This window comes from Lacimicrobium sp. SS2-24 (assembly GCF_002201535.1).
Taxonomy (GTDB): domain Bacteria; phylum Pseudomonadota; class Gammaproteobacteria; order Enterobacterales; family Alteromonadaceae; genus Lacimicrobium.
In genome coordinates, this window is sequence record NZ_NIWW01000003.1 from 280,788 (window position 1) to 303,411 (window position 22,624).

A 22,624-nucleotide genomic window follows, 5' to 3' on the forward strand; every position below is an offset into this window, starting at 1 on the left:
GCTCAAGTTCAGATAGAGTCTGTTGATGCCTTGACCTGATGCCTTTCGATTAACAAAAACAACACCGGTATCACTAACAGAGACACCAAGGGCGCCAGAATGATGCCACCTAACATGGGCGCGGCAATGCGCTGCATCACTTCATGACCGGTGCCGGCGGTAAACATAATGGGTAACAGGCTGGCAATCACCGTGAGTACCGTCATCGCCTTAGGACGAATACGCTGAACGGCTCCTTCGATAATCGCATGATTAAGGCCAGAGGCAGTTTTTTTCGGCTGCTCACTCCAGGCCTGATTCAGATACAGGTACATGATCACGCCAAACTCTGCCACCACGCCCGCAAGCGCAATCATTCCGACCGCCACGGCAACCGACAGGTTGAATTCCAACAGCCAGAGCAACCACAGACTACCGGTCAGTGCCAATGGCAACGTCGCCATCACAACCAGACTCTGTTTCCAGCTCGACAGCGTGATGTACAGCAACAGCAGGCAAATGAACAGAGTCAAGGGAATGAGCTTAGCCAGACTCGCCTCAACCCGTTTGATTGACTCATATTGCCCGGACCAGGAGACCGTATAACGGGCAGGCAATGTCAGCTCTGCTTCCAGCAACGCTTTAGCCTTTTGCAAGTACTCTCCCACTGAGACATTCTGGATGTCGATAAAAGTCCAGCCTACCGGTCGTGCGTTTTCGCTTTTAATCATCGCCGGTCCTTCAACAATGCTCAGGGTTGCCAGTTTGAACAGCGGAATATAAGCACCATCTGAGGTACTGATGGGGAGTTCCCTGAGCTTGTCCACATTGTCCCGCCAATGGCGGGCAAAACGCAGGTTTATTGGATAACGCTCGTTGCCCTTGATCACCTCATCAATGGCCGCTCCACCGATGGCGTAGCGCACCAAATCATGCAAGCGAGCCACGCTCAGTCCATATTCAGCCAGCGCACTGAGATCCGGTTCCAGCTCAAGGTAGCGGCCACCGGCTACACGTTCAGAATACACCGATGCCGTATCTGGCAGTTGTTTCAATATGCTCTCTACCTGCTCACCGATTGCTTCTATTTGCGCCATATCAGGACCCGAAATTTTAAGACCCAACGGGGTCTTGATACCGGTCGATAACATATCAATGCGGGTTTTAATCGGCTGTACCCAGGCATTCGTCAGCCCGGGAAAACGCACCTGCTGTTGCAATTCCTGCTTTAGTTTATCCAGGGTCATGCCCTCTCGCCATTGGTCACGGGGCTTCAACTGGATCGTCGTTTCCAGCATGGTCAGCGGCGCCGGGTCCGTCGCCGTTTCCGCCCGGCCTACTTTGCCAAATACGGTCTCAACTTCAGGCAGCTGTTTGATCAGTCGATCGGTTTGCTGAAGAAGCTGAGCCGCCTTACCCGCACTGATGCCCGGCAGCGTGGTGGGCATGTAAAGCAAGTCACCCTCATCGATTTGTGGCATGAACTCGTTACCAAGCTGTTGAAGCGGATAGTAGCCACTCCCGAGCAATAGCAGGGATAAGACCAGCGTCATTTTTGGAAAAGCCAGTGCGCCGTTTAGAATCGGCCTATATAAGGCAATCAGAAACCTCGACAACAAATTACGTCGCTCAGGGACAATATTGCCGCGCACCCAATAGCCCAGTAACACGGGTACCAGAGTTACCGCCAATAGCGCCGAGGCCGCCATGGCAAATGACTTTGTCAGTGCCAGTGGCGTAAACAGGCGCCCCTCCTGCCCCTGCAATGCAAAAACCGGAAAGAAGCTCACGGTAATGATCAAAAGCGTCAAAAACAGCGCTGGGCCGACTTGCTGACAGGCCTGTGAAACCAACTGCCAGTGCTCATTTTTGCTAGGCTTTCGTCCTTCTTTTTCGGTGAATTTTTCCAACGTCTTGTGAAGATTTTCGATCATCACGATGGCCGCATCGACCAGTGCACCAATGGCAATCGCAATACCACCCAGACTCATGATATTGGCACTGATATCCAGCATCCGCATCATCAAAAACGCAATGAGTAAGGCTAAAGGTAAGACCAATACTGCCACCAGAGTAGAGCCCAGATGCCACAGAAATAACAACAACACCACGGAAACTATGGCAATTTCCATGACCAGTTTGTCAGTAAGGTTATCCACCGCGCGCTGAATAAAGGCGGAACGGTCATAGGTGGTCACCACTTCTACGCCGTCCGGCAACGAAGCTGATAATTGGTCGAGCTTATCTTTGACCCGGCCAATCACTTCACGTGCATTCTCACCGCTGCGCATCACCACAATGCCGCCAACGACCTCGCCCTCACCATTGAGCTCTGCAATGCCACGGCGCAGTGAAGGCCCCAGACGCACCTCTGCCACATCTTTTAGCTGTAGCGGAATATTCGCCTGATTTCGTTTGCCCAATGGGATGTGGTTAAAGTCATTGATATCGGTAAGATAGCCTTTGGCTCTGAGCATATACTCGGCCTCGGCCATCTCAATGCTGGCCCCGCCCACCTCACTGTTGTTATTGCGAACGGCAGTAAGCACATCCATCACCGATAACTGATAGGCAGAGAGCTTTAAAGGATCGAGTACAACCTGGTAGGTCTGGGTCATTCCCCCCACCGTTGCCACTTCAGACACCCCGGCAACAGACTGTAGCTCCTGCTTTAAAAACCAGTCTTGCAGACTTTTCAGGTCAGCCAGGTTGAGATTGCCTTTTGTGTCTTTCAGAGCATATTGATAAACCCAGCCGACGCCGGAAGCGTCAGGACCTATTTGCGGCTGTACACCCGGGGGTAATTGCGACGCGGCCTGATTCAGGTATTCCAGCACCCGGGAACGGGCCCAGTAAATGTCGGTGCCATCCTCAAAAATGAGATATAAGTACGAATCTCCATAGAACGAGAATCCACGTACCGTTTTCGCCCCGGGCACGGCCATCATGATATTGGCAAGCGGATAGGTGACTTGCTGCTCCACCAGTTCCGGGCTTTGCCCTGCATAGGGCGTTTTGATAATCACCTGCACATCGGATAGATCCGGAATAGCGTCCACATTCAGGCTTCGCATTGCCTGCCAACCCGCAATGCCAAGTGCGGTCATAAGAAGCAGCACCAGGGCACGCTGGCGAATACAAAATGCGATCAGTTTGGATAACATAGGGCCTCCTTAATGATTCGCATGGGAACCCGAATCGGTTCGATTCAAACCACCAGAGAGACTGGCCTCTGAGTCAATCAAAAACTGCCCCGATGTCACCACCTGCTCACCCTCAGATAAGCCATACAGAATTTCGCTTTTACCTTGTGCCTGCATGCCGGTCTCAACCCGGCGTACTTCAAACCTGTCGTCATCTGTACGAACCACTACACGACTGGTATTTGCCCCCCGAATAATCGCAGACCCATTCACCACCAATACATCACGCAGGGGGCCACCGAATATCTCAACCTTGGCAGTCATACCGGCTTTGATGCGTTTTAGCGGATTATCCAGTCTGAGACGAACCTTCAGGCTACGTGTTACCGGATCCAGCTGTGGATAAATGTAGTCAATGGTGGCTTCAGCATCATGTACACCAATGCCGGGGAAATGGATGCTGGCAGGACGCCCTTCTTGCAACCAGTCAAATTGATCCTCAAACACATCGGCGATAACCCAAAGCTGACTGAGATCGGCGATTGCCATCATTTCAATATCCGGGGTGACATACATACCATGACGCACATTCAGTTCGGTCAGAACACCCGAGCGCTGCGCATAAAAAGGCACCGTATACAGGGACTGCCTGCTTTCCTCAAGTTGACGTATGACACTGTCATCCATACCCAGCAACTTCAGCCGCAAACGCCCTTGTTGCAACATTCTTTCCCGCACTCTGCCGTCGGTATTATTCAGCACCTGTAGATAATCGTCCTGAGCCACCACCAGCTCTGGGGAGTACAGGGTAAACAGTAGCTCGCCTTTCTCCACCGGCTCACCGATTGCGTGGGGTGTAAGCGACTCCAGCCAACCAGACGCTCTCGGGTGAATATGACTGATGTTGGCTTCATCAAATGTCGCCGTTCCCAATGTCTGAATGTACTTCCACAAATCGTCCCGCCGCACCGTTTCAGTAACCAGCGCCATCGCCTGCTGCATCTCTCCGCTGATGGTTACCTGGCTGCCATTGTCGCCTTCATTGGCAGAACGTTTGACCGGTTCAAGATCCATCCCACAGATTGGACAGGTTCCGGGATGATCTTTGACGATATGACTGTGCATGGGGCACACATAGCGCACCTGCTGGGTGATGGGATCCGTGGTATGTTGATGTTCAGATTGTGCGGCTACACCAAGTGATGAAAAGAACATCACACAGGCCAGTAGCACTAGGGCTAAGCTAATATGCTTCATTGTAAACTCCTGAAAAAACGCTAATTCGGGCCAATGCCCGTTGTGCCGCTGCAATGAAAATTGCAGCCATTCAACGCTCAATCAGGATTTGGGTGGACGGAAGGGCCCTGAAGGATAGGAGGTGAGTAACTGATAACCCGAGACCTGATATCCCAGGGAGACTGAGCCACAGACAACAACTCCCCCTGTATCGACGACCGCTGAGCAGCCCATTGCGCACTCACAGCCTCCCTGAGCACAGCACATGTCCTTAGTGGCCTCCTGGGAATCCTGCTCCTGACAACAGTCATGCTCAACCATCTCTGTCATTGGTGTATCCGCCATGGCGGTATCTGCGCTCATCCCATGCCCCGTGGGCACGATCGACACGCAAAACAAAATCAATATCAGAATGTGAACCAGGGACTTCAACGCGATCTGTACCTTAACTTTCGCCAATTGGGTTTGATGAGACTGTGATACAACAGCACAAACCCGCTCAGAGTAAACAACCAGGCCACAAAAGCCAAGCTTATTAGAAGCGGATTATTAAAATCGGTTCTGTTTTCAAAATCCAGAATATGCAACATCCAGAAAAAATCAAACAGGCGCCATAAGTCCGAGCGCACGCGAAGCACTTCCCCCGAATACGGGTGAAGGTAAAAGCTGGTATGAATACTGTCGCTGAAATCTACCCGATAAAGTGGCGAGGTTAACCCTCTGACTTCAGCAGGCGTTTGCTCCAGCAAAGCCACACCGGTTACTTCGCCTGCGCCAAGGTACTGCTGAGTTGCGTGCCCGGCAATCTGATCACTGCTCAGCATTGACAAAGGCAATGCCGTGACAGGGTCCAGGAAAACCTCCTGCTCACTGAAATCGGTGGCTCTGAGGGCCAACTGGTCTGGTCGTTGGAACCATTGCCACGACCGCCATTCCGAAAAATTCAGTGACACTGACCGGGCTGGCGGTTGTATGGGTTGCTCCGTGCGCCCGATAAGGTGGGCGCCCCGCACCATGTCGATGGGAATGACGCTCATCACAACACCACCACTGATCCACAGCAACACCTGTATACCCAGTATCAGACCAATCCATTTGTGCCATTTGCGCCAAAATTTCATACTTCTCTCTCTAGTGTCTTGTTCCAGTTTTTTCAGATCACCCTTGTCAATTCACCGCTAAAGGGGTATAAATCCCGACTATCTTTACGTTTAATTTACCTAAAGTCGATCCCTGCGCTGTTTTTTTACAGCATGGCTCAGAATAAAGAGCCGATGAAATGACTTTTAACAGGTTATTGAAGGAAACCGAGTATGAAGAAAAAGCATGGTTCAGAGTCAGAAGACGCAAGCATTGATATGACCCCGATGCTCGACATCGTATTTATCATGTTGATCTTCTTTATCGTGACCACCTCCTTTGTAAAAGAGAAAGGACTGATTGTTAATCGTCCGGATGATCAACAACAAACCAATAAGCCCAGCAAGAACGTGTCGATTCGTATTGATGAGAACGGTTTTATTTACATGAATAACCGTCAGATTGATATAAAGCGTGTTGAAGCCAACGTACAAAGCTTCCTTGCCGAAAACAACACCGACTCAGCCGTTGTCCAGGCTGCCGAGAAAACCAAGCACGGTGTGGTTGTTGAAGTACTTGATCAAATCACTCGCGCTGGTGTTCCCAAGCTCTCCGTAGTGGTTAAAAACTGACATCAGGTCAGAAGCGGTATTCATAGCCCAGGCTCAGCCTGGGCTGCTCACCCGGCATTGACAACCCACTCACTCTCGGCTCATACGTCACGTATTCCTTATCAAATAAATTCGTTGCCTCCAGAAAGACGGTGCTGTTTGCTGTACCTTGCCAGCTGATTTTCGCGTTGACCAATACCAGACTACCTTGGTAAAAAACGCTGTCCGTATTAATTTCATCACGCCACAGTGCATCCACATTAATGCTCCATGGTGCCTGCTGATAACCGAGCCCAACTTGCCCATACCGCTTGTAGCTGTCACTAAAGGGTTTATCAAATAGCTGAGTATATGCTGCTCTGGACTCCAAAGAAGGGCTCAAGCGTATGTTGGCACTCACTTCAATACCGCGCATACGATGACTTTGGGTGTTCGCAAAAGTGAACTGTGACTGTCCGTCCGCGGGGACTTTATCCACAAAATCCTGCATATTGTTATGAAAATACACCACCTCGAGCTGTGATTGTTGTCCCTGCCAACGCCAGATGCCTTCGATGGTTTCTATTTTCTCCTGCTGTAATGCAGGATTGCCGACCGTCACGCTATCACGGGAAAATAATTCGTTCGTGGTAGGGGTGCGAAAAGCCTGACCATATTGTACGCGCCAGCTTTGCTGTGCGGTCGGCTGGTAGATCAGCGACATGCGCGGCGACCAGTTTGCATCGAGACGTTCGATATTGTCATAACGCATACCAGCATAAATTGTCAGCCTTTCTGCGGCCTGCCACTTGAGCTGAGCATAGGCAGTTTTCGCATCCTGGCTGGCCATCAGATCATTAAATACGGTGATTTCATCAAAGCGGGTGATCTGTCCCAGATAGGCATTGTCCTCAAGCTGAAAGTCACTCCGATCGGGTGCGATGTGCGTGGTCAGCGTCCCGGCCTGAGTCTGCTTCGCCTTTAACAGCGTAACGCCGGCGCTCAACTCTGTTGTTTGTCCCCATTGCCATACGCCGTCTGTAGAGAACTTAAGGTTGCGGGTGATCCAGTTAGGACCGGTAAAGAAATCGTTACTCAGCCAGCTATTGGCGGGGACCACCAGGCCACTGGTGGCGATATGATGTTCTGACCACTCCAGCTGCGTCGTCAACTGACTCCCTTCATGCTGCCACCATTGATATTCCGCGCTCAGTGCAACATTTTTTGACTCATAGAGGTTATCTGCTGAAGCTCCCCCCAGATTGATAAAACCATCCATGTTCGATTCATTGGCCCTGGCACGTAGCGTAAAATCTCCGGCTTTGACCCCGGCCTGCAGATACCAATGGGTTTGTGGATCTGTGACCAGCTCTTCCTGATACGCATGCGTAGCGCCGCTTCTATCCCGATAGTCGAGTAATACATGCCCGGTCACATCCTTACTAATACTGTGTTGATAACTGGCGGTCAGGCTTTTTTCGCCGTGACTGCCGACCCGGAGTTTGGCCACATTGTCCTGTTTACGGGTGATCATATTGACCACCCCCATAAACGCATTACTCCCGTACAAAGCGGAACCCGGTCCCCGGATGATCTCAATACGCTCAGCTAGGTCCAGTGCAATATAGGGCATATACACTGAAGCCTTACCAAAAGAGATCTCATTGATGCGCTGCCCATCAATCATAAACAGCACATATCCATTATCCAGAAAGACGCCCCGGGCATGTTCTTTGGACACGGCACCAACCCAGTCTCCGCGAGTTACCTGAAAACCCGGAACATAGTTAAGCACATCGTAAAGGTTAGTAACCGCCAGGCGATCGAGCATCTGGCGGGTAAATACCGTAACGGTAGAGGGCGATACGTCAAGCGCTACAGCGGATTTAGAGGATAAGGTGACCTGCTGCTCAAGCAACTCATCAAAAGAGAGAGAAAAGGGGTTCACCACTTCCTTAGCAACACCCCCGGAAATACTGCCGACCCACAACCCCGTTAGAACACATAAACGACGTCGCCAGCTCCGAGATATGTTCATATCAATACTCAGCAATTTGGTGTCTGAAAGTCAGTGTCGAATATTTTTCGTGTAACTTCAACTTATGAAGAATTGGCTTCACTGTAGGGTCATAGCAAAGAGCATCGTCTCATCTCAATCTGTCACAACCCACTTAGTCGAATTTAACAAGACTGAGCTTCAGACTCACTCACTGTGCAGCGAGGTGCCTGAAGAACGTATCATCAGTGCCGCGTCCCCTGCACATAAAAAAATGCCAGTCAGTAAGAGTACTGCCTGGCATTGATGATTTACCTGATTAGAACGCGGTATGATTTACTTTTTCTTGGCCTTTGGATTTGGCATATCCGTGATGCTGCCTTCGTAAATCTCCGACGCCAGGCCAATTGACTCATTCAGTGTGGGGTGAGCATGAATGGTCAGTGCCACATCTTCAGCATCCGCGCCCATTTCAATGGCCAATCCAATTTCACCCAGCATTTCACCGGCATTGATCCCGATTATGGCGCCACCAACGACACGACCGGTGTCTTTCTCGAAGATCATTTTGGTCATACCTTCGGTACGGCTCGAGGCAATGGCTCTGCCAGAGGCTGCCCATGGGAAGGTGGCCGTTTCCACGCTCACACCTTTTTCTTTGGCTTCTTTTTCGGTCAGACCTACCCACGCAATTTCCGGATCGGTATAAGCAACAGAAGGAATGCCTCGGGGATCAAAATAATGCTTCTTACCAGCAATAACTTCTGCCGCCACGTGGCCTTCATGAACAGCCTTGTGAGCCAGCATCGGTTGTCCCACCAGATCGCCAATGGCATAAATATGCTCAACATTGGTTCTCATCTGCTTGTCGACGTTGATAAAGCCTTTGTCATCGACTTTAACACCGGCCTTGTCAGCATCCAGTAAGCTACCGTTGGGCTTACGGCCCACAGCAACCAATACTTTGTCGTATTTTACCGGCTCATCCGGGGCTTGCTTGCCTTCGAACGTCACATACAAACCATCTTTTTTGGCCTCGACATTGGTGACCTTGGTTTCCAGCATCACGTTAAACTTGTCTTTAACGTATTTCTGATAGATTTTAATCACATCTTTATCAGCAGCTGGCACTAACTGGTCCAGGAACTCAACAACATCAATTTGAGAGCCCAGTGCTTTATACACTGTACCCATTTCCAGACCAATGATACCGCCACCCAGCACCAGCATCTTTTCCGGAATATCTTTCATTTCCAGCGCGCCGGTAGAATCAATCACACGATCATCATCTTTAGGAATGAAGGGCAACGAAACAGGTTCTGAGCCAGCGGCAATAATGGCATTGTCGAACTTGATGGTGGTCTTGCCATCTTTCCCGTCCACTTCCAGGGTATTAGCGCCGGTAAACTTACCGTATCCCTGTACATGCTTGACTTTGCGCATCTTTGACATGCCGGACAGACCTTTGGTCAGTTGGCCAACGACACTGTCTTTCCAACTGCGAACCTTGTCCAGGTCAATCTTCGGTTCGCCAAAGCTGACACCGTGATCAGCCATTTCTCTGGCATCATCAATGACTTTGGCCACATGCAATAAGGCCTTGGAGGGAATGCAACCCACATTCAGACACACACCACCGAGGGTTTCACGGGCGTCTACGATGACAGTTTCAATGCCTAAATCTGCGGCACGGAATGCTGCAGAGTACCCACCTGGCCCGGCTCCCAGCACCACCAGTTGTGTTTTAATTTCGCTCATTTGTGACCTCTATCATTCAGGGGTAAAAATTCATTATTTTTGATTAGGATACAGACGGGCGAATTCTACCTAGCCCGTCTTGCAGAAGCAAAAAAACGGCCATTGCCTTTTTCTGCTCTACAGGTTGTGTACGCTTTTCCATGCCCCGATGACTGGCTTCTGGCTGACCTGTAGTAGCGTAACCGGCCAGAAGCAAGTGCAGCGCGGAGCAATACTACAGCAGCATTTCTCTGATATCCGCCATGACCCGACTCAGGTGCACCGCAAAACGCGCCGCTACCGCACCGTCAATAACACGGTGGTCGTAGGACAAGGATAAGGGCAACATTAGTCGAGGCTCGAAGTCTTTACCATTCCACTTTGGTTTCATCTCGCTCTTGGAGACTCCAAGTATGGCGACATCAGGGGCATTCACAATAGGCGTGAACGCCGTACCACCAATACCACCCAGACTGGAAATAGTGAAACAACTGCCCTGCATATCTGCGGCTTTCAGCTTGCCATCGCGGGCTTTCTGACTGATTTCCATCAGTTCTTCAGAGAGCTCATAAATGCCTTTCTTATCCACATCACGCACCACCGGCACCACCAGCCCTCCTGGCGTATCAACAGCAATCCCGATATGGAAATACTTCTTCTGAATCAGACTTTCACCGGATTCAGACAATGACGTATTGAATACCGGGTAAGCCTTAAGTGCATCGGCGGCGGCTTTCATAATAAACACCAGCGGCGTGATTTTGACACCGAGCTTTTTCTTCTCAGCCAGTTGATTCTGCTGCTTACGGAATGCTTCCAGTTCGGTAATATCAGCCTCTTCAAACTGGGTGACATGAGGAATAGTGACCCAGTTACGATGCAGGTTAGGCCCGGATATTTTCTGAATCCGGGTCAACGGCACTTCTTCTACTTCACCAAACTTGGCAAAATCCACTTTAGGTGGTGCCAGCACTTGTAAGCCGCCACTGCCGCTGCCAATGGATGAGCCCGGCGTCATCTTCGGACGAGAAAGCTCATATTTCACATAGGACTGCACGTCTTCTTTGAGGATGCGTCCTTTGCGCCCTGTTCCTTTGACCTGAGTCAGATCCACGCCAAACTCGCGTGCAACGCGCCTGACTGCAGGTGAGGCATGGATCTGACCACTCGGTGCTTTCTCACCGGCAGAAGGATGATGAGGAACCGGCGGCGGCTTCGGCGCACCCGATGCCTGACTTTGTGGTGCCGATTCTGTCTGCTCAGATTGCTGTGCCGCGCTATCTTCGGTAGTCGCTTCGTCAGAGGACGACGTGGTCTCAACGTCGTCACCGCCTTCCTGCGTTTCAATCAGTGCGATTAAGGTGCCCTGACTGACCTTATCGCCATTGGCCACTTTCAGCTCTTTTACCACTCCGGCAAAAGGCGCAGGCACGTCCATGGTCGCTTTGTCAGTTTCCAGCGTAATCAGGCCCGTCTCAGCCTCCACTTCATCACCGACGGCAACGAGTACGTCAATAACATCCACTTCGCCGTCATCACCGATATCAGGAACCTGCACTTCTTTGACGACTTTTTTGCCTCCACCGGATTGCGACTTGGCCTGTTCCTGCGACGCGTCGCTGGACGTTTCAGTTTTGCGGATGTCCTCGCTCTGCTGCTCAGCGTTATCATCCTCTGAAGCATTGGCCGATGCATCATCACTGGTGTCTTGTTCACCAGTGTCATCGCCATCACTGGCCTCAACTTTCATAATGAGCTTGTCCTGGGCCACTTTATCACCCACTTCCACCAGGATTTCAGTAACCTTACCAGCGAAAGGAGCGGGTATATCCATACTCGCCTTATCACTTTCCACAGTGATTAAGGATTGCTCTGCTTCAATCTGGTCGCCCACTTCGACGCACAGCTCAATGACTTCGACCTCTTCCCCGCCAACATCGGGGACCAGTACATCTTTAACATTTGACATTCTGATTCTCTCCTTGCCAATCAGGCGTATAGCGGGTTGAGCTTATCGACATCGATAGAAAACATTTCAATTGCCTCGACAACGCGCTTCTTATCAATAGCCCCGGATTTGGCGAGTTCGTAGAGGCTGGCCACGACGATATAAGCCGCATCCACCTCAAAATGGCGACGCAAATTGGCTCGGCTGTCTGAGCGGCCGAAACCGTCGGTACCCAGCACCCGGTAAGACCCAGGGACAAAACCTCTGATTTGATCTGCATAGGATTTAATGTAATCCGTTGCAGCAATGGTCGGCCCATCCACACCATCAGCCAGAACCTCGGAGACATAGGGCACTCGCTCCTGCTTGTCAGGATTGAGCATGTTGTGACGCTCACAATCCAGTCCGTCACGGGCCAGCTCGTTAAACGAGGTCACGCTGTATACTTCAGAGCTGATGCCAAATTTTTCTTTCAGCAATGTTGCCGCTTCCCGCACCTGCAACATGATGGTTCCCGAACCTAGCAGTTTTACACTTTGCTTGGTTTTGGTGGCCTTTACATGGTCCAGCTTGTAGATACCACGAATAATCCCTTCTTCAGAGCCTTTGGGCATCTGTGGCTGAACATAGTTTTCGTTCATTACCGTCAGGTAATAGAAAACGTTTTCCTGTTCTTCGAACATGCGGCGCATACCGTCCTGAACAATCACGGCTACTTCATACCCATAGGTCGGGTCATAACTGACACAATTGGGAATCAGGCCGGCCTGAGTATGGCTATGACCATCCTGATGCTGAAGGCCTTCGCCGTTAAGAGTGGTACGGCCAGCCGTTCCTCCTACCAGGAAACCACGGCACTGGCTGTCGCCTGCTGCCCAGGCCAGATCGCCAACCCGTTGGAAACCGAACATGGAGTAATAGATGTATACCGGTATCATCGGCAGGTCATTGGTCGAATAAGACGTGCCAGCGGCCAGCCATGAGGCCATGGCACCGAGCTCGTTAATGCCTTCCTGAAGAACCTGACCTTTCTTGTCTTCGCGGTAGTAAGCCACCTGGTCCGCATCCTGAGGTTCATATTTCTGCCCATAATGGGAATAAATCCCGACCTGGCGGAACAAGCCTTCCATACCGAATGTACGGGCTTCATCAGGAATGATCGGCACAACACGCTGACCCACCTGTTTATCTTTGAGCATCGCAGTCAGGACTCTGACAAAGGCCATGGTGGTTGAAATTTCACGCTCACCGGAGCCTTTGGTGACCGCTTCAAAGGCTTTCATCGCCGGGGCAGGAAGATTCTCCGTGGCAGTGGGCCGACGCACTGGCATATATCCTTTGAGCGCGTCACGACGCTCACGCAGATACTTCATCTCTGCACTGTCTTTGTCGAAGCGGAAATACGGCAAGTCTTCGAGCTTGTCGTCAGCAACCGGAATGTTAAACCTGTCGCGATATTGCTTGACCGCAGTCATGTCCATTTTCTTAACCTGGTGGGCAATGTTCTTGCCTTCACCAGCGGCACCCATTCCGTACCCTTTAACGGTTTTAGCCAGAATGACCTGAGGCCGCCCTTTAGTCTCTACGGCCCGTTTATAAGCGGCATAGACTTTTACCGGATCATGGCCACCACGATTCAGGCGCCAAATGTCTTCATCAGACATATTGGCCACCATCTCTTTCAGTTCGGGATATTTTCCAAAGAAGTTATCACGGGTGTATTTACCGCCTTTGGCTTTGTAGTTCTGGTACTCGCCGTCAACGGTTTCATTCATCAGATCGATCAGCTTGCCCTTGGTATCTCTGGCCAGCAGGGGATCCCAGTAACGCCCCCAGATGACCTTAAACACTTCCCAGCCAGCGCCACGGAAGGTGCCTTCCAGCTCCTGAATGATTTTTCCATTGCCCCGGACAGGACCGTCCAACCGCTGCAGGTTACAGTTAATCACGAAGGTCAGATTGTCCAGACCTTCACGGGCGGCCAGGCCAATGGCACCGAGGCTCTCTGGCTCATCACACTCACCATCACCGAGGAAACACCACACTCGTTGATCGGAACAATCTTTAATACCCCGGTCAGTCAGGTACTTCAAAAAGCGCGCCGTATAGATAGCCTGAATAGGCCCTAAACCCATGGATACGGTGGGGAATTGCCAGAACTCTGGCATCAGCTTGGGGTGAGGGTACGAAGACAAGCCTTTGCCATCCACTTCCTGACGGAAGCCATCCAACTGATTTTCGGACAAGCGCCCTTCGATGTAGGCACGAGAATAAATGCCCGGTGCGACGTGACCCTGAATAAACAGGAAGTCACCGCCATCTTTGTCGTTCGGCGCCTTAAAGAAATGATTAAAACCAACATCGTATAACATGGCAGATGAAGCGAAACTGGAGATATGGCCTCCCAGCTCCAGATTCTTTTTTGAAGCCCTTAGTACCATCATCAAAGCATTCCAGCGAATGGCGCTGCGGATCCGGGCTTCGATGCTCTGGTCGCCTGGCATAGTCGGCTCCTGACCAGCCGGGATCGTGTTCACGTATGCCGTTGTCGCGGTGTAAGGTAAGTGGGCACCGTTGCGACGAGCCTTTTCGATCAGGGATTCAAGCAGGAAATGAGCACGATCAGTACCTTCTGTTTCCAATACCGCCTCGAGAGACTCGAGCCATTCTTGTGTTTCCTGTGGATCCACGTCTGGCTTCATCTGTTCTGCCATAGCGCTTTCCTTTATCTGGTTAGTGAATTCTGTTTACGGACGCCGTTTTGGTCTTTGGCTCCGCAGCTGTTCTGTTTCATGGTTTTTCTGGCATTTCAATACGACGCAGCGAACGCTGCAAATTGCTGTTTTGCCGATTTATATTGAGCAAGGTTTCTTCAATAAACGCCAGGTGTTCATTGCTGGCCAGTCTGGCCTGCTCCGGGTCACTGGCGACAATTGCATCCAATATTCTTACCCGCTGCCTGTTCATCTGTTCACTGACATCCGGGTCAGCACATAAGACGTCGAGGTTTCGCCGAATGTTGTCTTCCAATAAAGGTAACAAACCTCGGAAAATATGCAGCATTACCATATTGTGGGAAGCCTGGATCATTTGCTGGTAAAAACTGCTCAGCGCTTTTGCCTGTCCAGCCAAATTGTCCGGCTCCTGCTGTTGCAAGGTTTGCACTGCCGTGTATGCGTGCTGGATGTCCTTTTTTTGCGCCTCGGTTCCCCGCAATGCGGCATAGTATGCCGCCATACCTTCAAGCGCGAGTCGGAATTCGAGCAAGTCAAACTGCGACTCCGGACGCGATGCAATCAGCTCCAGTAAGGGCGCGTTCTCAAGTAACGCCAGTTCCGACTGCACAAAGGTGCCGCCCCCTTGCTTGCGGTACACCAGTCCCTTGGCTTCGAGCTTTTGAATCGCCTCACGCAATGATGGACGCGAAACCGCAAATTTTTCGGCCAACTCCCGCTCCGCGGGTAGTCGTTGTCCGGCGGTCAAATTACCATCGAGGATCATGGACTCAATTTGTTCCATGATCACATCAGACAGTTTTTTCGCTCGAATTCGTTGCATGATTTGAGTCATTGCCAAAATGGTAATACCAATTAACCTATTAGCTTAGTGCAAAATAATTCAAAGGTAAAATAAAGATTCAGTATAGACGGGCGGGGGCTTTATTCGATATCGCAGCCAGACCAGACAATTCAGGCTTTTATTCAGCTGGTCAGACCAAATGCAGAAATAGTGGGTATTTATTCATTTGCGCCGCGACAAGGAGGTACGGCCTCCTTAGCAGGCTGCCCTCCACAGAACCGATGTGCCTATTAAGGACGCGTGCGCATAGAACTAATTAATAACTCCGCTAAGGGTCAGCAGTGCAACCAGCACCAACAGTGCCATCATGTTTCGTTTCACTAGTCGCACCATCGTACAGGGCTCTTGTGTACATTCGATGCCCTCAGGCTCTACATATTCTGCGGCCTTAGCCACTTCAGTGACCAGCTTGCGCGCCGTTACCTCGGTGCTGCCAAGATAATCCAGCCACACTGTCAATGCCCGGGAAAAGTGCCCCACCACCAGCAGTCCAAGTGTATGAACGCGCGCCGGTATCCAGTCAATCAGCGTTACCACTTTTTGCCAGCTATCCGACAACGGATGCTTTTGCTGGTGCAGGTAATGGCCCATCGATACCGTGAGTACGTAAAGCAAGGCCCCAGCGGCACCCAGCAAAACAAACCAGATGGCAACGGCAGCATAGTGACGATAGTTGATCCACACCAGGCATTGCCCGAAGCTATTTTGCGACTCGCACGGATAACCCAGTTGCTCGGCATACAATACCGCGGCTTCCGTATCTCCTCGCGACGCGGCTTGCAGATAGCCTCGATAACTTTCGCGCAACCGAGGACAGCCGACACATACCATCAGTACAGCAGTATTGACGAGAAAAGTCATAAACATGGCATCGAGTTGATACAGCACCAGCCAGATCAGTATGGCCGGCACCAGTACAACGGCCAGCAAGGTCTGTAGCGACACGCCCGCTGCAAGAATATCGCGGCGCTGTAACCATGCGAGGTAACGGTCAAAATAGAAGTCCGACCGCCAATAGGTGGTTTTACTGGTCGCTCTTTCGAGCGCCAGTACCAGCAGTAAACTGATCAGTGTCATAACATGTCCTTAGATACCTGATGAAGTCGATGGCCCACCGCTCGACGCCTGTGTAATCCTCGCCCGGTGCATCCCCTGTTAATGCTCGCCCGATAATTTACCGCATCCGACACAGCTGGCTTCTGAAACCAGACCAATCGAAAGCAGGACCGGGATCGGTTTTCCTGCCCGGAGCAATATCACAGTGACCGACAATGCGTCCCAGCGTGATACGCGGATAAGTGTGCATGATATCCCGGCTTAATGTCAGCAGAGATTTATACTGGTCTGCTGTGTAGGCCTGATGGTCGGTGCCTTCGAGCTCAATACCAATACTAAAATCATTGCAGGCCTGTCGCCCCTGAAAACAGGATTTTCCCGCATGCCACGCCCTTTGCGTTGTGGGTACGTACTGAATCATAGTGCCATCACGACGGATTAAAAAGTGACTGGACACCCTTAATCCCCTCAACCCCGCAAAATAAGGATGCTGACTTTCATCCAGGGTGCCGTTAAAAAGCTCATCGATGTAAGGGCCACCAAATTGTCCCGGGGGCAACGAGATGTTGTGAATGACCAACAGGCTGATGTCCTGATCGGAACGCGCATCACAATGGGGCGAAGGCTTTTTCGCAGCGGCAGCATGCCAGCCGGAGTCATCGAACATACAAAAAGTGAACTGTCAGTGTGATTTTAGATACTATATCAGCAGAGAATACTTTTTCAGACGGAAATTCATTGTCAGATCCGACTCAACAAAAATTAGGTCGCTGGATGTGGGTGTTAGCCTGGTTATTCGGTTTAGGTTTACTCACTCTTTTTTTCGACAAGCAGCTGGCACAGCAATTTAACCCGAATTCAGAGCCCCAGAGCTATCAGCAGGGTGCTAACGTTGAGGTGAAGCTAAAACGCAATCGCCAGGGTCATTATGTGGCCAGTGGCCTGATCAACCAACAACCGGTCGTATTCTTACTGGATACCGGGGCGACCCAGGTTTCTGTTCCCATTCATCTGGCGGAGCGACTCAATCTGCAACCCGGCGCCACACAGCGAGTTATGACCGCCAATGGCAGTATTAACGTGGCCAGGACGCATATTGACAGCCTGCAATTAGGTGATCTGACGCTTTATGATATCGACGCCCACCTCAATCCAGGCATGCAATCAGATGCCATATTGCTGGGCATGAGTGCACTGAAACAACTGGACTTCCGCCAGTCGGGCGAGTGGTTGTATCTGACCCCCAACAGTCGCTATCAAAATTAATCTGCATCCGTCCAGCTAACACAAGGACCTTATGACGCAGGCTTTGGGGTATAATCGGCACAATCACTCACTTAACTCTGTGAACTTCTGGATAATCGATGCTGCAACTGGAACAAGAAATCAAGCGGTCTGTGGCCGCAGCACTGGATGAAGACCTGGGCTATCAAACCGCTTTACAAGGGGATATTACCGCCAATCTAATTCCTGAGTCTCAACGTGTAACGGCAAAGGTAATTTGTCGACAGGATGCCGTCATAGCCGGTGCCGCCTGGGTCGATGAAGTGTTTAGGCAGTTAGGCGGACAGGTCACCGTACAGTGGCAAGTAAAGGATGGCGACCGTGTTCGAGCCGATACTGTGCTGTTTGAACTGACAGGCCCTGCTCGTACCCTGCTCACCGGGGAGCGAACAGCACTCAACTTTTTGCAGACGCTCAGCGCAACCGCAACAACCACAGCTTCTTATGCTGCCGTACTCAAAGGGACTCCAACCAAAATACTGGATACCCGCAAAACCTTACCTGGCATGCGCGCAGCACAAAAATATGCGGTGCGCTGTGGTGGTGGCGTTAATCATCGCATCGGCCTGTTTGACGCCTTTTTGATAAAAGAAAACCATATACTGGCTTGCGGCTCTATCACCAAAGCCGTTGCCACGGCCCGGCGGCAACATCCGGATACACCCGTAGAAGTCGAAGTGGAAAACCTCGACGAACTGGAACAAGGTCTTGCTGCGGGAGCCGATATACTGATGTTGGATAATTTCAGTCTCAGTGATATTCAACACGCTGTGCAGCGCAACAATGGCCAAGCCAAGCTGGAAGTCTCTGGCAATGTCACACTAGAGACCCTGCCTGCGCTGGCAAAAACCGGTGTCGATTATATTTCCTCCGGTGCCCTGACCAAAGACATTCGCGCGATAGATTTGTCATTACGTGTGACGGCTACGCAACAATAGAGGTCGGCGGGACCAAATTGGCAAACGCGAAGAATCAAGACTTAGGTATTAAAGCCAATACTTGTCCGAACGCAAAAGGAGCCTATACTGATTCTGGAGAAACAAATCAGGTCAGTACATTTTGTCATCTGGCTTGAATATGGTTCCTATCAGCAAACTTTACAGCATCAATAACGATGCACTGGAGATAAACGATGAAAACTCAGATGACTAACAACAAGGGTTTTACCCTGATTGAATTGATGATTGTAGTGGCCATTATCGGTATTTTGGCTGCCATCGCGTTGCCCGCGTACCAAACATACACCAAGAAAGCGAAATTTTCAGAAGTAATGCTGGCAACCAGCGCCTTCAAAACCGCATTCGAAGTATCAGCTCAGGGCGGACGTTTAGCTGCGTTGGCTGATGCAGATGCCGGTACTAATGGTATTCCTGCTGCTGTAGGTGCCTCTGGTGTGGTCAACTCTGTGACAATGGTAGATGGTGTCATTACCGCAACAGGTACAGCTGAAGTGGATAGTGTTACCTACACCTTGACTCCTGATGGCGTTACTGCGCCGATTCAATGGACTGAAGGTGGTACATGTATCGCCGCGGGACTCTGCTAAGCCGAGCTGAACCTTCCTCGAGCTTCTATAGCAAATCGTAAAGTGCAAGCCCGCAGTTAGCGGGCTTTATTTTTTAAGGCTGGAATATGGCTAAAGCAAAATCACTGGATATCTTTGTCTGGCAGGGTAAAAACCGAAAGGGGCAGCAGGTAAAAGGCGAAATCAGCGCCAAGTCGATAACCGAAGCGCGTAATTTGCTCAGACGCCAGGGAGTCTCCGCCACTAAGGTCAAAAAATTTGCCAAACCCTTGTTTGGTAAAGGTGCCTCCAAGGTTAATGCTCAAGATATTTGTCTTATTTCTCGCCAGATCGCCACCATGCTCGGCGCTGGCGTCACCCTGATTCAGACCATTGATATGATAGCCGAGGGCCATTCTAAGGCCAGTGTACGTAAGATGCTGACCGATATCGGCAATGAAGTAAAAGCCGGAAACCCGCTTTCTTCAGCATTGCGCAAGCATCCGGACCAATTTGAGGATCTGTACTGCGATCTGGTTGAGACCGGTGAACAGTCCGGTGCGCTGGAAACCATCTATGATCGTATTGCCACCTATAAAGAAAAAGCCGAAGCGCTAAAATCCAAGATAAAAAAGGCCATGTTCTACCCCATTGCCGTTGTTGTAGTGGCCTTTATCGTTACCACTATACTGCTGGTGTTTGTGGTGCCCCAGTTTGAAGAGATTTTCAGTAGTTTTGGAGCTGAGTTACCTGCTTTCACCCAATTGGTACTTGGCATATCGAGGTTCGTGCAGGATAACGGTCTTTACATAGCGGCAGCCATGTTTGTAGGCGCTATTCTCTTTGCTCGAGCCTACAAGAAATCCCGGGCTCTGCGAGATAAAATTGACAGAAAGATCCTCAAAGTTCCAGTTATTGGTGAAATACTCAAAAAAGCCTCCATCGCCCGTTTTACCAGAACCTTGTCTACCACCTTTGCCGCCGGTGTTCCTCTAATAGGAGCTCTGGAGTCGGCTGCCGGGGCTGCCGGCAATGCGGTATTCCGCGATGCTATCCTTTACGTTCGCAAGGAAGTCTCCGGAGGGATGCCGATGAATGTGGCCATGCGTGCTACCGCCGTGTTTCCGGATATGGTCACGCAAATGATCGCCATCGGAGAAGAATCCGGTGCAGTGGATGATATGCTCAGCAAAATTGCCACCATTTATGAGCGTGAGGTGGATGATATGGTAGATGGACTCACCAGCCTGCTCGAACCCATGATCATGGCGGTGCTGGGTGTCGTCATTGGTGGTCTGATTGTGGCCATGTACCTGCCTATCTTTCAGATGGGGCATGTGGTTTAATCCGGGGCACTTAAACCGGCTTGAGAATTCACGATGCGGGAAAATCTTTTTGTATTGCTTTTACTTGTCTTTGGCAGCCTGACAGTACAGGCCCAAATAGTGCGGCCAGCACCGCTGGTATCTATTGCCACCCATGATGCGTTTTTTGAAAAAATACAAGCTCACTGTGGCAACGCCTATGCGGGCAAAGTTGCTGTAGATTCGCCCCCCCAACCTGGATTTGAAGGTCCTCTGGTGATGCATATACGTCAATGCCAGCCACATCAATTGCACATTCCCTTTCATGTGGCCGATGATCATTCCCGGACATGGATCCTCACCAAAACCGGCTCTGGTATCAGCCTTAAACATGATCATCGCGATGAGGATGGCTCCTACGACTCTCTCACCATGTATGGTGGCCATACCACAGATGCCGGTTGGGATAATGTCCAATCCTTTCCTGCGGACCAGTATTCACGGGAACTCTTCGTTAAAGAGGGGCTGCCACAATCCAATACCAATGTCTGGAAAATATACATATACCCCGAACGTTTTACCTACCGACTTATCCGCGAAGGTCGCGAGTTTCGGGTTGACTTTGATCTGACCAAACCTGTCACGCCCCCGCTCCCTCCGTGGGGATATGAGTAGTAACAGGGCATAACGATGAACGATTTAAGCACTTTACTGCAAGACTCACCAATCCTTCTCATTGGCCTGTGCGTGACTTTAGGGCTTATGGTGGGAAGCTTTCTCAATGTGGTGATACACCGCCTGCCGATAATGATGGAGCGGAGCTGGAAACAGGAATATCAAAGCTACTTTCATGATGAACAGGTGAGTAAAGCGGAAACCTATAATCTGGTGAAGCCGGATTCAGCCTGTCCGGGTTGTGGTCATAAAATTCGCGCCTGGGAGAACATTCCTCTACTAAGTTGGCTGGTACTCAAAGGTAAATGCAGTCAATGCAATATCGCCATCTCGGCGCGTTACCCTATGGTTGAACTGCTGACGGGTATTCTCAGTGGCTGGGTGGCCTGGCATTTTGGCTATGGTCTGCCTCTGATAGCCGGACTGGTCCTCACGTGGCTACTGGTGGCCATGACGTTTATTGATCTGGACAAAATGTTACTTCCCGATCAATTGACACTGCCCTTACTCTGGCTCGGACTGTTGCTCAGTATCCAGCATACCTTTGTCTCGCCACAAGACGCCATTATCGGTGCCGCGGCCGGTTATCTCAGTTTGTGGTCTGTGTATTGGGGCTTTAAATTACTCACGGGTAAAGAAGGCATGGGCTATGGCGACTTCAAGCTACTTGCCGCTCTGGGTGCATGGGTAGGCTGGCAATACCTGCCTATGATTATTCTGCTGTCTTCCTTTGTCGGCGCTGTGCTTGGCCTCATTATGCTCTCTGTGCAGGGCAAGGACAAAGGCCAGGCTATCCCCTTTGGTCCTTACCTCGCCGTTGCTGGCTGGATAACCTTTATGTATGGCTCTCAGTTGAGTGACTTATACTGGTCCTGGATGCTGACATGAGCCAGTTGTTCGTGGGCCTGACAGGGGGCATTGGCAGCGGCAAAACTCAGGTATCAGACTTATTCACTGCCAAAGGCGTCAGCGTCATTGATGCCGACATTCTCGCCAGAGAGCTTGTCGCACCAGGTATGCCTGCACTGGCGTCTATTCGGGACAAGTTCGGCTCAGAAATCATCAATCAGGCGGGTCAACTGGACCGTCGCCGGCTAAGAGATAGGGTATTCTCCTGCCCCGAGGACAAAGACTGGCTGGACAACCTGCTCCATCCTCTCATTCGCAAAGAACTAATGCGTCAGGCGCAAGCGGCTAGCTCTGCGTATGCCGTTCTGGCTGTGCCATTATTGATTGAAAATGGACTGCATAGTCTGATGGACCGGGTTCTTGTCATTGATGTTGATCCTCACCTACAGCTTGCTCGGGTAGTGCAACGGGATCAGGTTAGTGAGCAACAGGTTCGCCGTATTATCGCCCATCAGGCCACCCGGGAAGCACGTTTAGCCCTTGCCGATGATGTTATTAACAACAATGGTGAACTCAGTGAATTGGCTCCACAAGTAGACAAATTGCACGAAAAGTATCTGAAACTGGCTAAAATCAATGTAAAAGCTTGAATTAAGAACGCTTT

The 22,624-nt window shown here is 50.7% G+C and carries 19 protein-coding genes; 8 read left to right on the plus strand and 11 right to left on the minus strand.

Going from position 1 to position 22,624, the window contains the following annotated elements; translation table 11 throughout:
* Positions 1 to 8: 8 nt before the first annotated feature.
* The 4 genes from CCY32_RS07325 to CCY32_RS07335 all read right to left on the minus strand — a co-directional run bounded on the left by CCY32_RS07325 (position 9) and on the right by CCY32_RS07335 (position 5,479).
* On the minus strand, positions 9 to 3,143 hold the full coding sequence (locus tag CCY32_RS07325) for a CusA/CzcA family heavy metal efflux RND transporter (RefSeq protein WP_088329945.1): 3,135 nt from the start codon (positions 3,141 to 3,143) through the stop codon (positions 9 to 11).
* Between the two features lie 9 nt (positions 3,144 to 3,152).
* On the minus strand, positions 3,153 to 4,379 hold the full coding sequence (locus CCY32_RS07330; protein ID WP_088329946.1) for an efflux RND transporter periplasmic adaptor subunit: 1,227 nt from the start codon (positions 4,377 to 4,379) through the stop codon (positions 3,153 to 3,155).
* An 81-nt stretch (positions 4,380 to 4,460) separates the two neighbouring features.
* Positions 4,461 to 4,721 carry a hypothetical protein gene (locus tag CCY32_RS17085; protein WP_141096189.1) on the minus strand — a complete coding sequence of 87 codons (261 nt, stop codon included), beginning with the start codon at positions 4,719 to 4,721 and terminating at the stop codon, positions 4,461 to 4,463.
* 65 nt (positions 4,722 to 4,786) lie between these two features.
* Positions 4,787 to 5,479, minus strand: coding sequence for a PepSY domain-containing protein (locus CCY32_RS07335; RefSeq protein ID WP_088329947.1), 693 nt, complete (start codon positions 5,477 to 5,479; stop codon positions 4,787 to 4,789).
* 192 nt (positions 5,480 to 5,671) lie between these two features.
* Here CCY32_RS07335 and CCY32_RS07340 point away from each other — a divergent pair, with 192 nt between their 5' ends.
* On the plus strand, positions 5,672 to 6,070 hold the full coding sequence (locus tag CCY32_RS07340) for a biopolymer transporter ExbD (protein ID WP_088329948.1): 399 nt from the start codon (positions 5,672 to 5,674) through the stop codon (positions 6,068 to 6,070).
* Positions 6,071 to 6,077: 7 nt separating this feature from the next.
* On the opposite strand, the gene CCY32_RS07345 is transcribed toward CCY32_RS07340, so the two are convergent.
* The 7 genes from CCY32_RS07345 to ampD all read right to left on the minus strand — a co-directional run bounded on the left by CCY32_RS07345 (position 6,078) and on the right by ampD (position 17,011).
* On the minus strand, positions 6,078 to 8,066 hold the full coding sequence (locus CCY32_RS07345) for a TonB-dependent receptor (RefSeq protein ID WP_141096190.1): 1,989 nt from the start codon (positions 8,064 to 8,066) through the stop codon (positions 6,078 to 6,080).
* Positions 8,067 to 8,360: 294 nt separating this feature from the next.
* Positions 8,361 to 9,782, minus strand: coding sequence for a dihydrolipoyl dehydrogenase (gene lpdA, locus CCY32_RS07350; protein ID WP_088329950.1), 1,422 nt, complete (start codon positions 9,780 to 9,782; stop codon positions 8,361 to 8,363).
* 214 nt (positions 9,783 to 9,996) lie between these two features.
* Positions 9,997 to 11,730: a dihydrolipoyllysine-residue acetyltransferase gene (gene aceF, locus CCY32_RS07355; protein WP_088329951.1), complete on the minus strand. Its 1,734-nt coding sequence runs from the start codon at positions 11,728 to 11,730 to the stop codon at positions 9,997 to 9,999.
* 20 nt (positions 11,731 to 11,750) lie between these two features.
* On the minus strand, positions 11,751 to 14,423 hold the full coding sequence (gene aceE, locus CCY32_RS07360; protein ID WP_088329952.1) for a pyruvate dehydrogenase (acetyl-transferring), homodimeric type: 2,673 nt from the start codon (positions 14,421 to 14,423) through the stop codon (positions 11,751 to 11,753).
* Positions 14,424 to 14,499: 76 nt separating this feature from the next.
* Entirely contained in the window at positions 14,500 to 15,267 is a 768-nt protein-coding gene (gene pdhR / locus CCY32_RS07365) for a pyruvate dehydrogenase complex transcriptional repressor PdhR (protein ID WP_088330143.1), read from the minus strand.
* A 273-nt stretch (positions 15,268 to 15,540) separates the two neighbouring features.
* The gene (gene ampE, locus CCY32_RS07370; protein WP_088329953.1) at positions 15,541 to 16,365 is read right to left on the minus strand and encodes a beta-lactamase regulator AmpE; all 825 of its coding nucleotides are present in this window, start codon (positions 16,363 to 16,365) and stop codon (positions 15,541 to 15,543) included.
* 97 nt (positions 16,366 to 16,462) lie between these two features.
* Positions 16,463 to 17,011 carry a 1,6-anhydro-N-acetylmuramyl-L-alanine amidase AmpD gene (gene ampD / locus CCY32_RS07375; RefSeq protein ID WP_088329954.1) on the minus strand — a complete coding sequence of 183 codons (549 nt, stop codon included), beginning with the start codon at positions 17,009 to 17,011 and terminating at the stop codon, positions 16,463 to 16,465.
* A gap of 107 nt (positions 17,012 to 17,118) precedes the next feature.
* Here ampD and CCY32_RS07380 point away from each other — a divergent pair, with 107 nt between their 5' ends.
* The 7 genes from CCY32_RS07380 (at position 17,119) to coaE (ending at position 22,610) form a co-directional block, all read left to right on the plus strand.
* On the plus strand, positions 17,119 to 17,610 hold the full coding sequence (locus CCY32_RS07380) for a TIGR02281 family clan AA aspartic protease (protein WP_088329955.1): 492 nt from the start codon (positions 17,119 to 17,121) through the stop codon (positions 17,608 to 17,610).
* A gap of 98 nt (positions 17,611 to 17,708) precedes the next feature.
* A complete protein-coding gene (gene nadC, locus CCY32_RS07385; protein WP_088329956.1) occupies positions 17,709 to 18,566 on the plus strand; it encodes a carboxylating nicotinate-nucleotide diphosphorylase in 858 nt (285 codons plus the stop codon).
* Between the two features lie 194 nt (positions 18,567 to 18,760).
* The gene (locus tag CCY32_RS07390; protein ID WP_088329957.1) at positions 18,761 to 19,174 is read left to right on the plus strand and encodes a prepilin-type N-terminal cleavage/methylation domain-containing protein; all 414 of its coding nucleotides are present in this window, start codon (positions 18,761 to 18,763) and stop codon (positions 19,172 to 19,174) included.
* An 86-nt stretch (positions 19,175 to 19,260) separates the two neighbouring features.
* Positions 19,261 to 20,478: a type II secretion system F family protein gene (locus CCY32_RS07395; protein ID WP_088329958.1), complete on the plus strand. Its 1,218-nt coding sequence runs from the start codon at positions 19,261 to 19,263 to the stop codon at positions 20,476 to 20,478.
* 33 nt (positions 20,479 to 20,511) lie between these two features.
* The gene (locus CCY32_RS07400) at positions 20,512 to 21,111 is read left to right on the plus strand and encodes a hypothetical protein (protein ID WP_088329959.1); all 600 of its coding nucleotides are present in this window, start codon (positions 20,512 to 20,514) and stop codon (positions 21,109 to 21,111) included.
* A gap of 15 nt (positions 21,112 to 21,126) precedes the next feature.
* Positions 21,127 to 21,999, plus strand: coding sequence for an A24 family peptidase (locus tag CCY32_RS07405; protein ID WP_088329960.1), 873 nt, complete (start codon positions 21,127 to 21,129; stop codon positions 21,997 to 21,999).
* Positions 21,996 to 22,610: a dephospho-CoA kinase gene (coaE, locus tag CCY32_RS07410; protein ID WP_088329961.1), complete on the plus strand. Its 615-nt coding sequence runs from the start codon at positions 21,996 to 21,998 to the stop codon at positions 22,608 to 22,610. Before CCY32_RS07405 ends, coaE begins: the two co-directional genes overlap by 4 nt.
* Positions 22,611 to 22,624: the final 14 nt, after the last annotated feature.

What these genes read in the sequence shown, in the direction of transcription:
- CCY32_RS07335 (WP_088329947.1), bottom strand. Translation starts at nt 5,479, where the DNA reads ATGAAATTTTGGCGCAAATGGCACAAATGGATTGGTCTGATACTGGGT.
- CCY32_RS07380 (WP_088329955.1), top strand. Translation starts at nt 17,119, where the DNA reads ATGTGGGTGTTAGCCTGGTTATTCGGTTTAGGTTTACTCACTCTTTTT.
- nadC (WP_088329956.1), top strand. Translation starts at nt 17,709, where the DNA reads ATGCTGCAACTGGAACAAGAAATCAAGCGGTCTGTGGCCGCAGCACTG.
- pdhR (WP_088330143.1), bottom strand. Translation starts at nt 15,267, where the DNA reads ATGCAACGAATTCGAGCGAAAAAACTGTCTGATGTGATCATGGAACAA.
- lpdA (WP_088329950.1), bottom strand. Translation starts at nt 9,782, where the DNA reads ATGAGCGAAATTAAAACACAACTGGTGGTGCTGGGAGCCGGGCCAGGT.
- CCY32_RS07345 (WP_141096190.1), bottom strand. Translation starts at nt 8,066, where the DNA reads ATGAACATATCTCGGAGCTGGCGACGTCGTTTATGTGTTCTAACGGGG.
- ampE (WP_088329953.1), bottom strand. Translation starts at nt 16,365, where the DNA reads ATGACACTGATCAGTTTACTGCTGGTACTGGCGCTCGAAAGAGCGACC.
- CCY32_RS07405 (WP_088329960.1), top strand. Translation starts at nt 21,127, where the DNA reads ATGAACGATTTAAGCACTTTACTGCAAGACTCACCAATCCTTCTCATT.
- CCY32_RS07330 (WP_088329946.1), bottom strand. Translation starts at nt 4,379, where the DNA reads ATGAAGCATATTAGCTTAGCCCTAGTGCTACTGGCCTGTGTGATGTTC.
- aceE (WP_088329952.1), bottom strand. Translation starts at nt 14,423, where the DNA reads ATGGCAGAACAGATGAAGCCAGACGTGGATCCACAGGAAACACAAGAA.
- CCY32_RS07390 (WP_088329957.1), top strand. Translation starts at nt 18,761, where the DNA reads ATGAAAACTCAGATGACTAACAACAAGGGTTTTACCCTGATTGAATTG.
- coaE (WP_088329961.1), top strand. Translation starts at nt 21,996, where the DNA reads ATGAGCCAGTTGTTCGTGGGCCTGACAGGGGGCATTGGCAGCGGCAAA.
- ampD (WP_088329954.1), bottom strand. Translation starts at nt 17,011, where the DNA reads ATGTTCGATGACTCCGGCTGGCATGCTGCCGCTGCGAAAAAGCCTTCG.
- CCY32_RS07400 (WP_088329959.1), top strand. Translation starts at nt 20,512, where the DNA reads ATGCGGGAAAATCTTTTTGTATTGCTTTTACTTGTCTTTGGCAGCCTG.
- CCY32_RS07325 (WP_088329945.1), bottom strand. Translation starts at nt 3,143, where the DNA reads ATGTTATCCAAACTGATCGCATTTTGTATTCGCCAGCGTGCCCTGGTG.
- CCY32_RS07340 (WP_088329948.1), top strand. Translation starts at nt 5,672, where the DNA reads ATGAAGAAAAAGCATGGTTCAGAGTCAGAAGACGCAAGCATTGATATG.
- aceF (WP_088329951.1), bottom strand. Translation starts at nt 11,730, where the DNA reads ATGTCAAATGTTAAAGATGTACTGGTCCCCGATGTTGGCGGGGAAGAG.
- CCY32_RS07395 (WP_088329958.1), top strand. Translation starts at nt 19,261, where the DNA reads ATGGCTAAAGCAAAATCACTGGATATCTTTGTCTGGCAGGGTAAAAAC.
- CCY32_RS17085 (WP_141096189.1), bottom strand. Translation starts at nt 4,721, where the DNA reads ATGAGCGCAGATACCGCCATGGCGGATACACCAATGACAGAGATGGTT.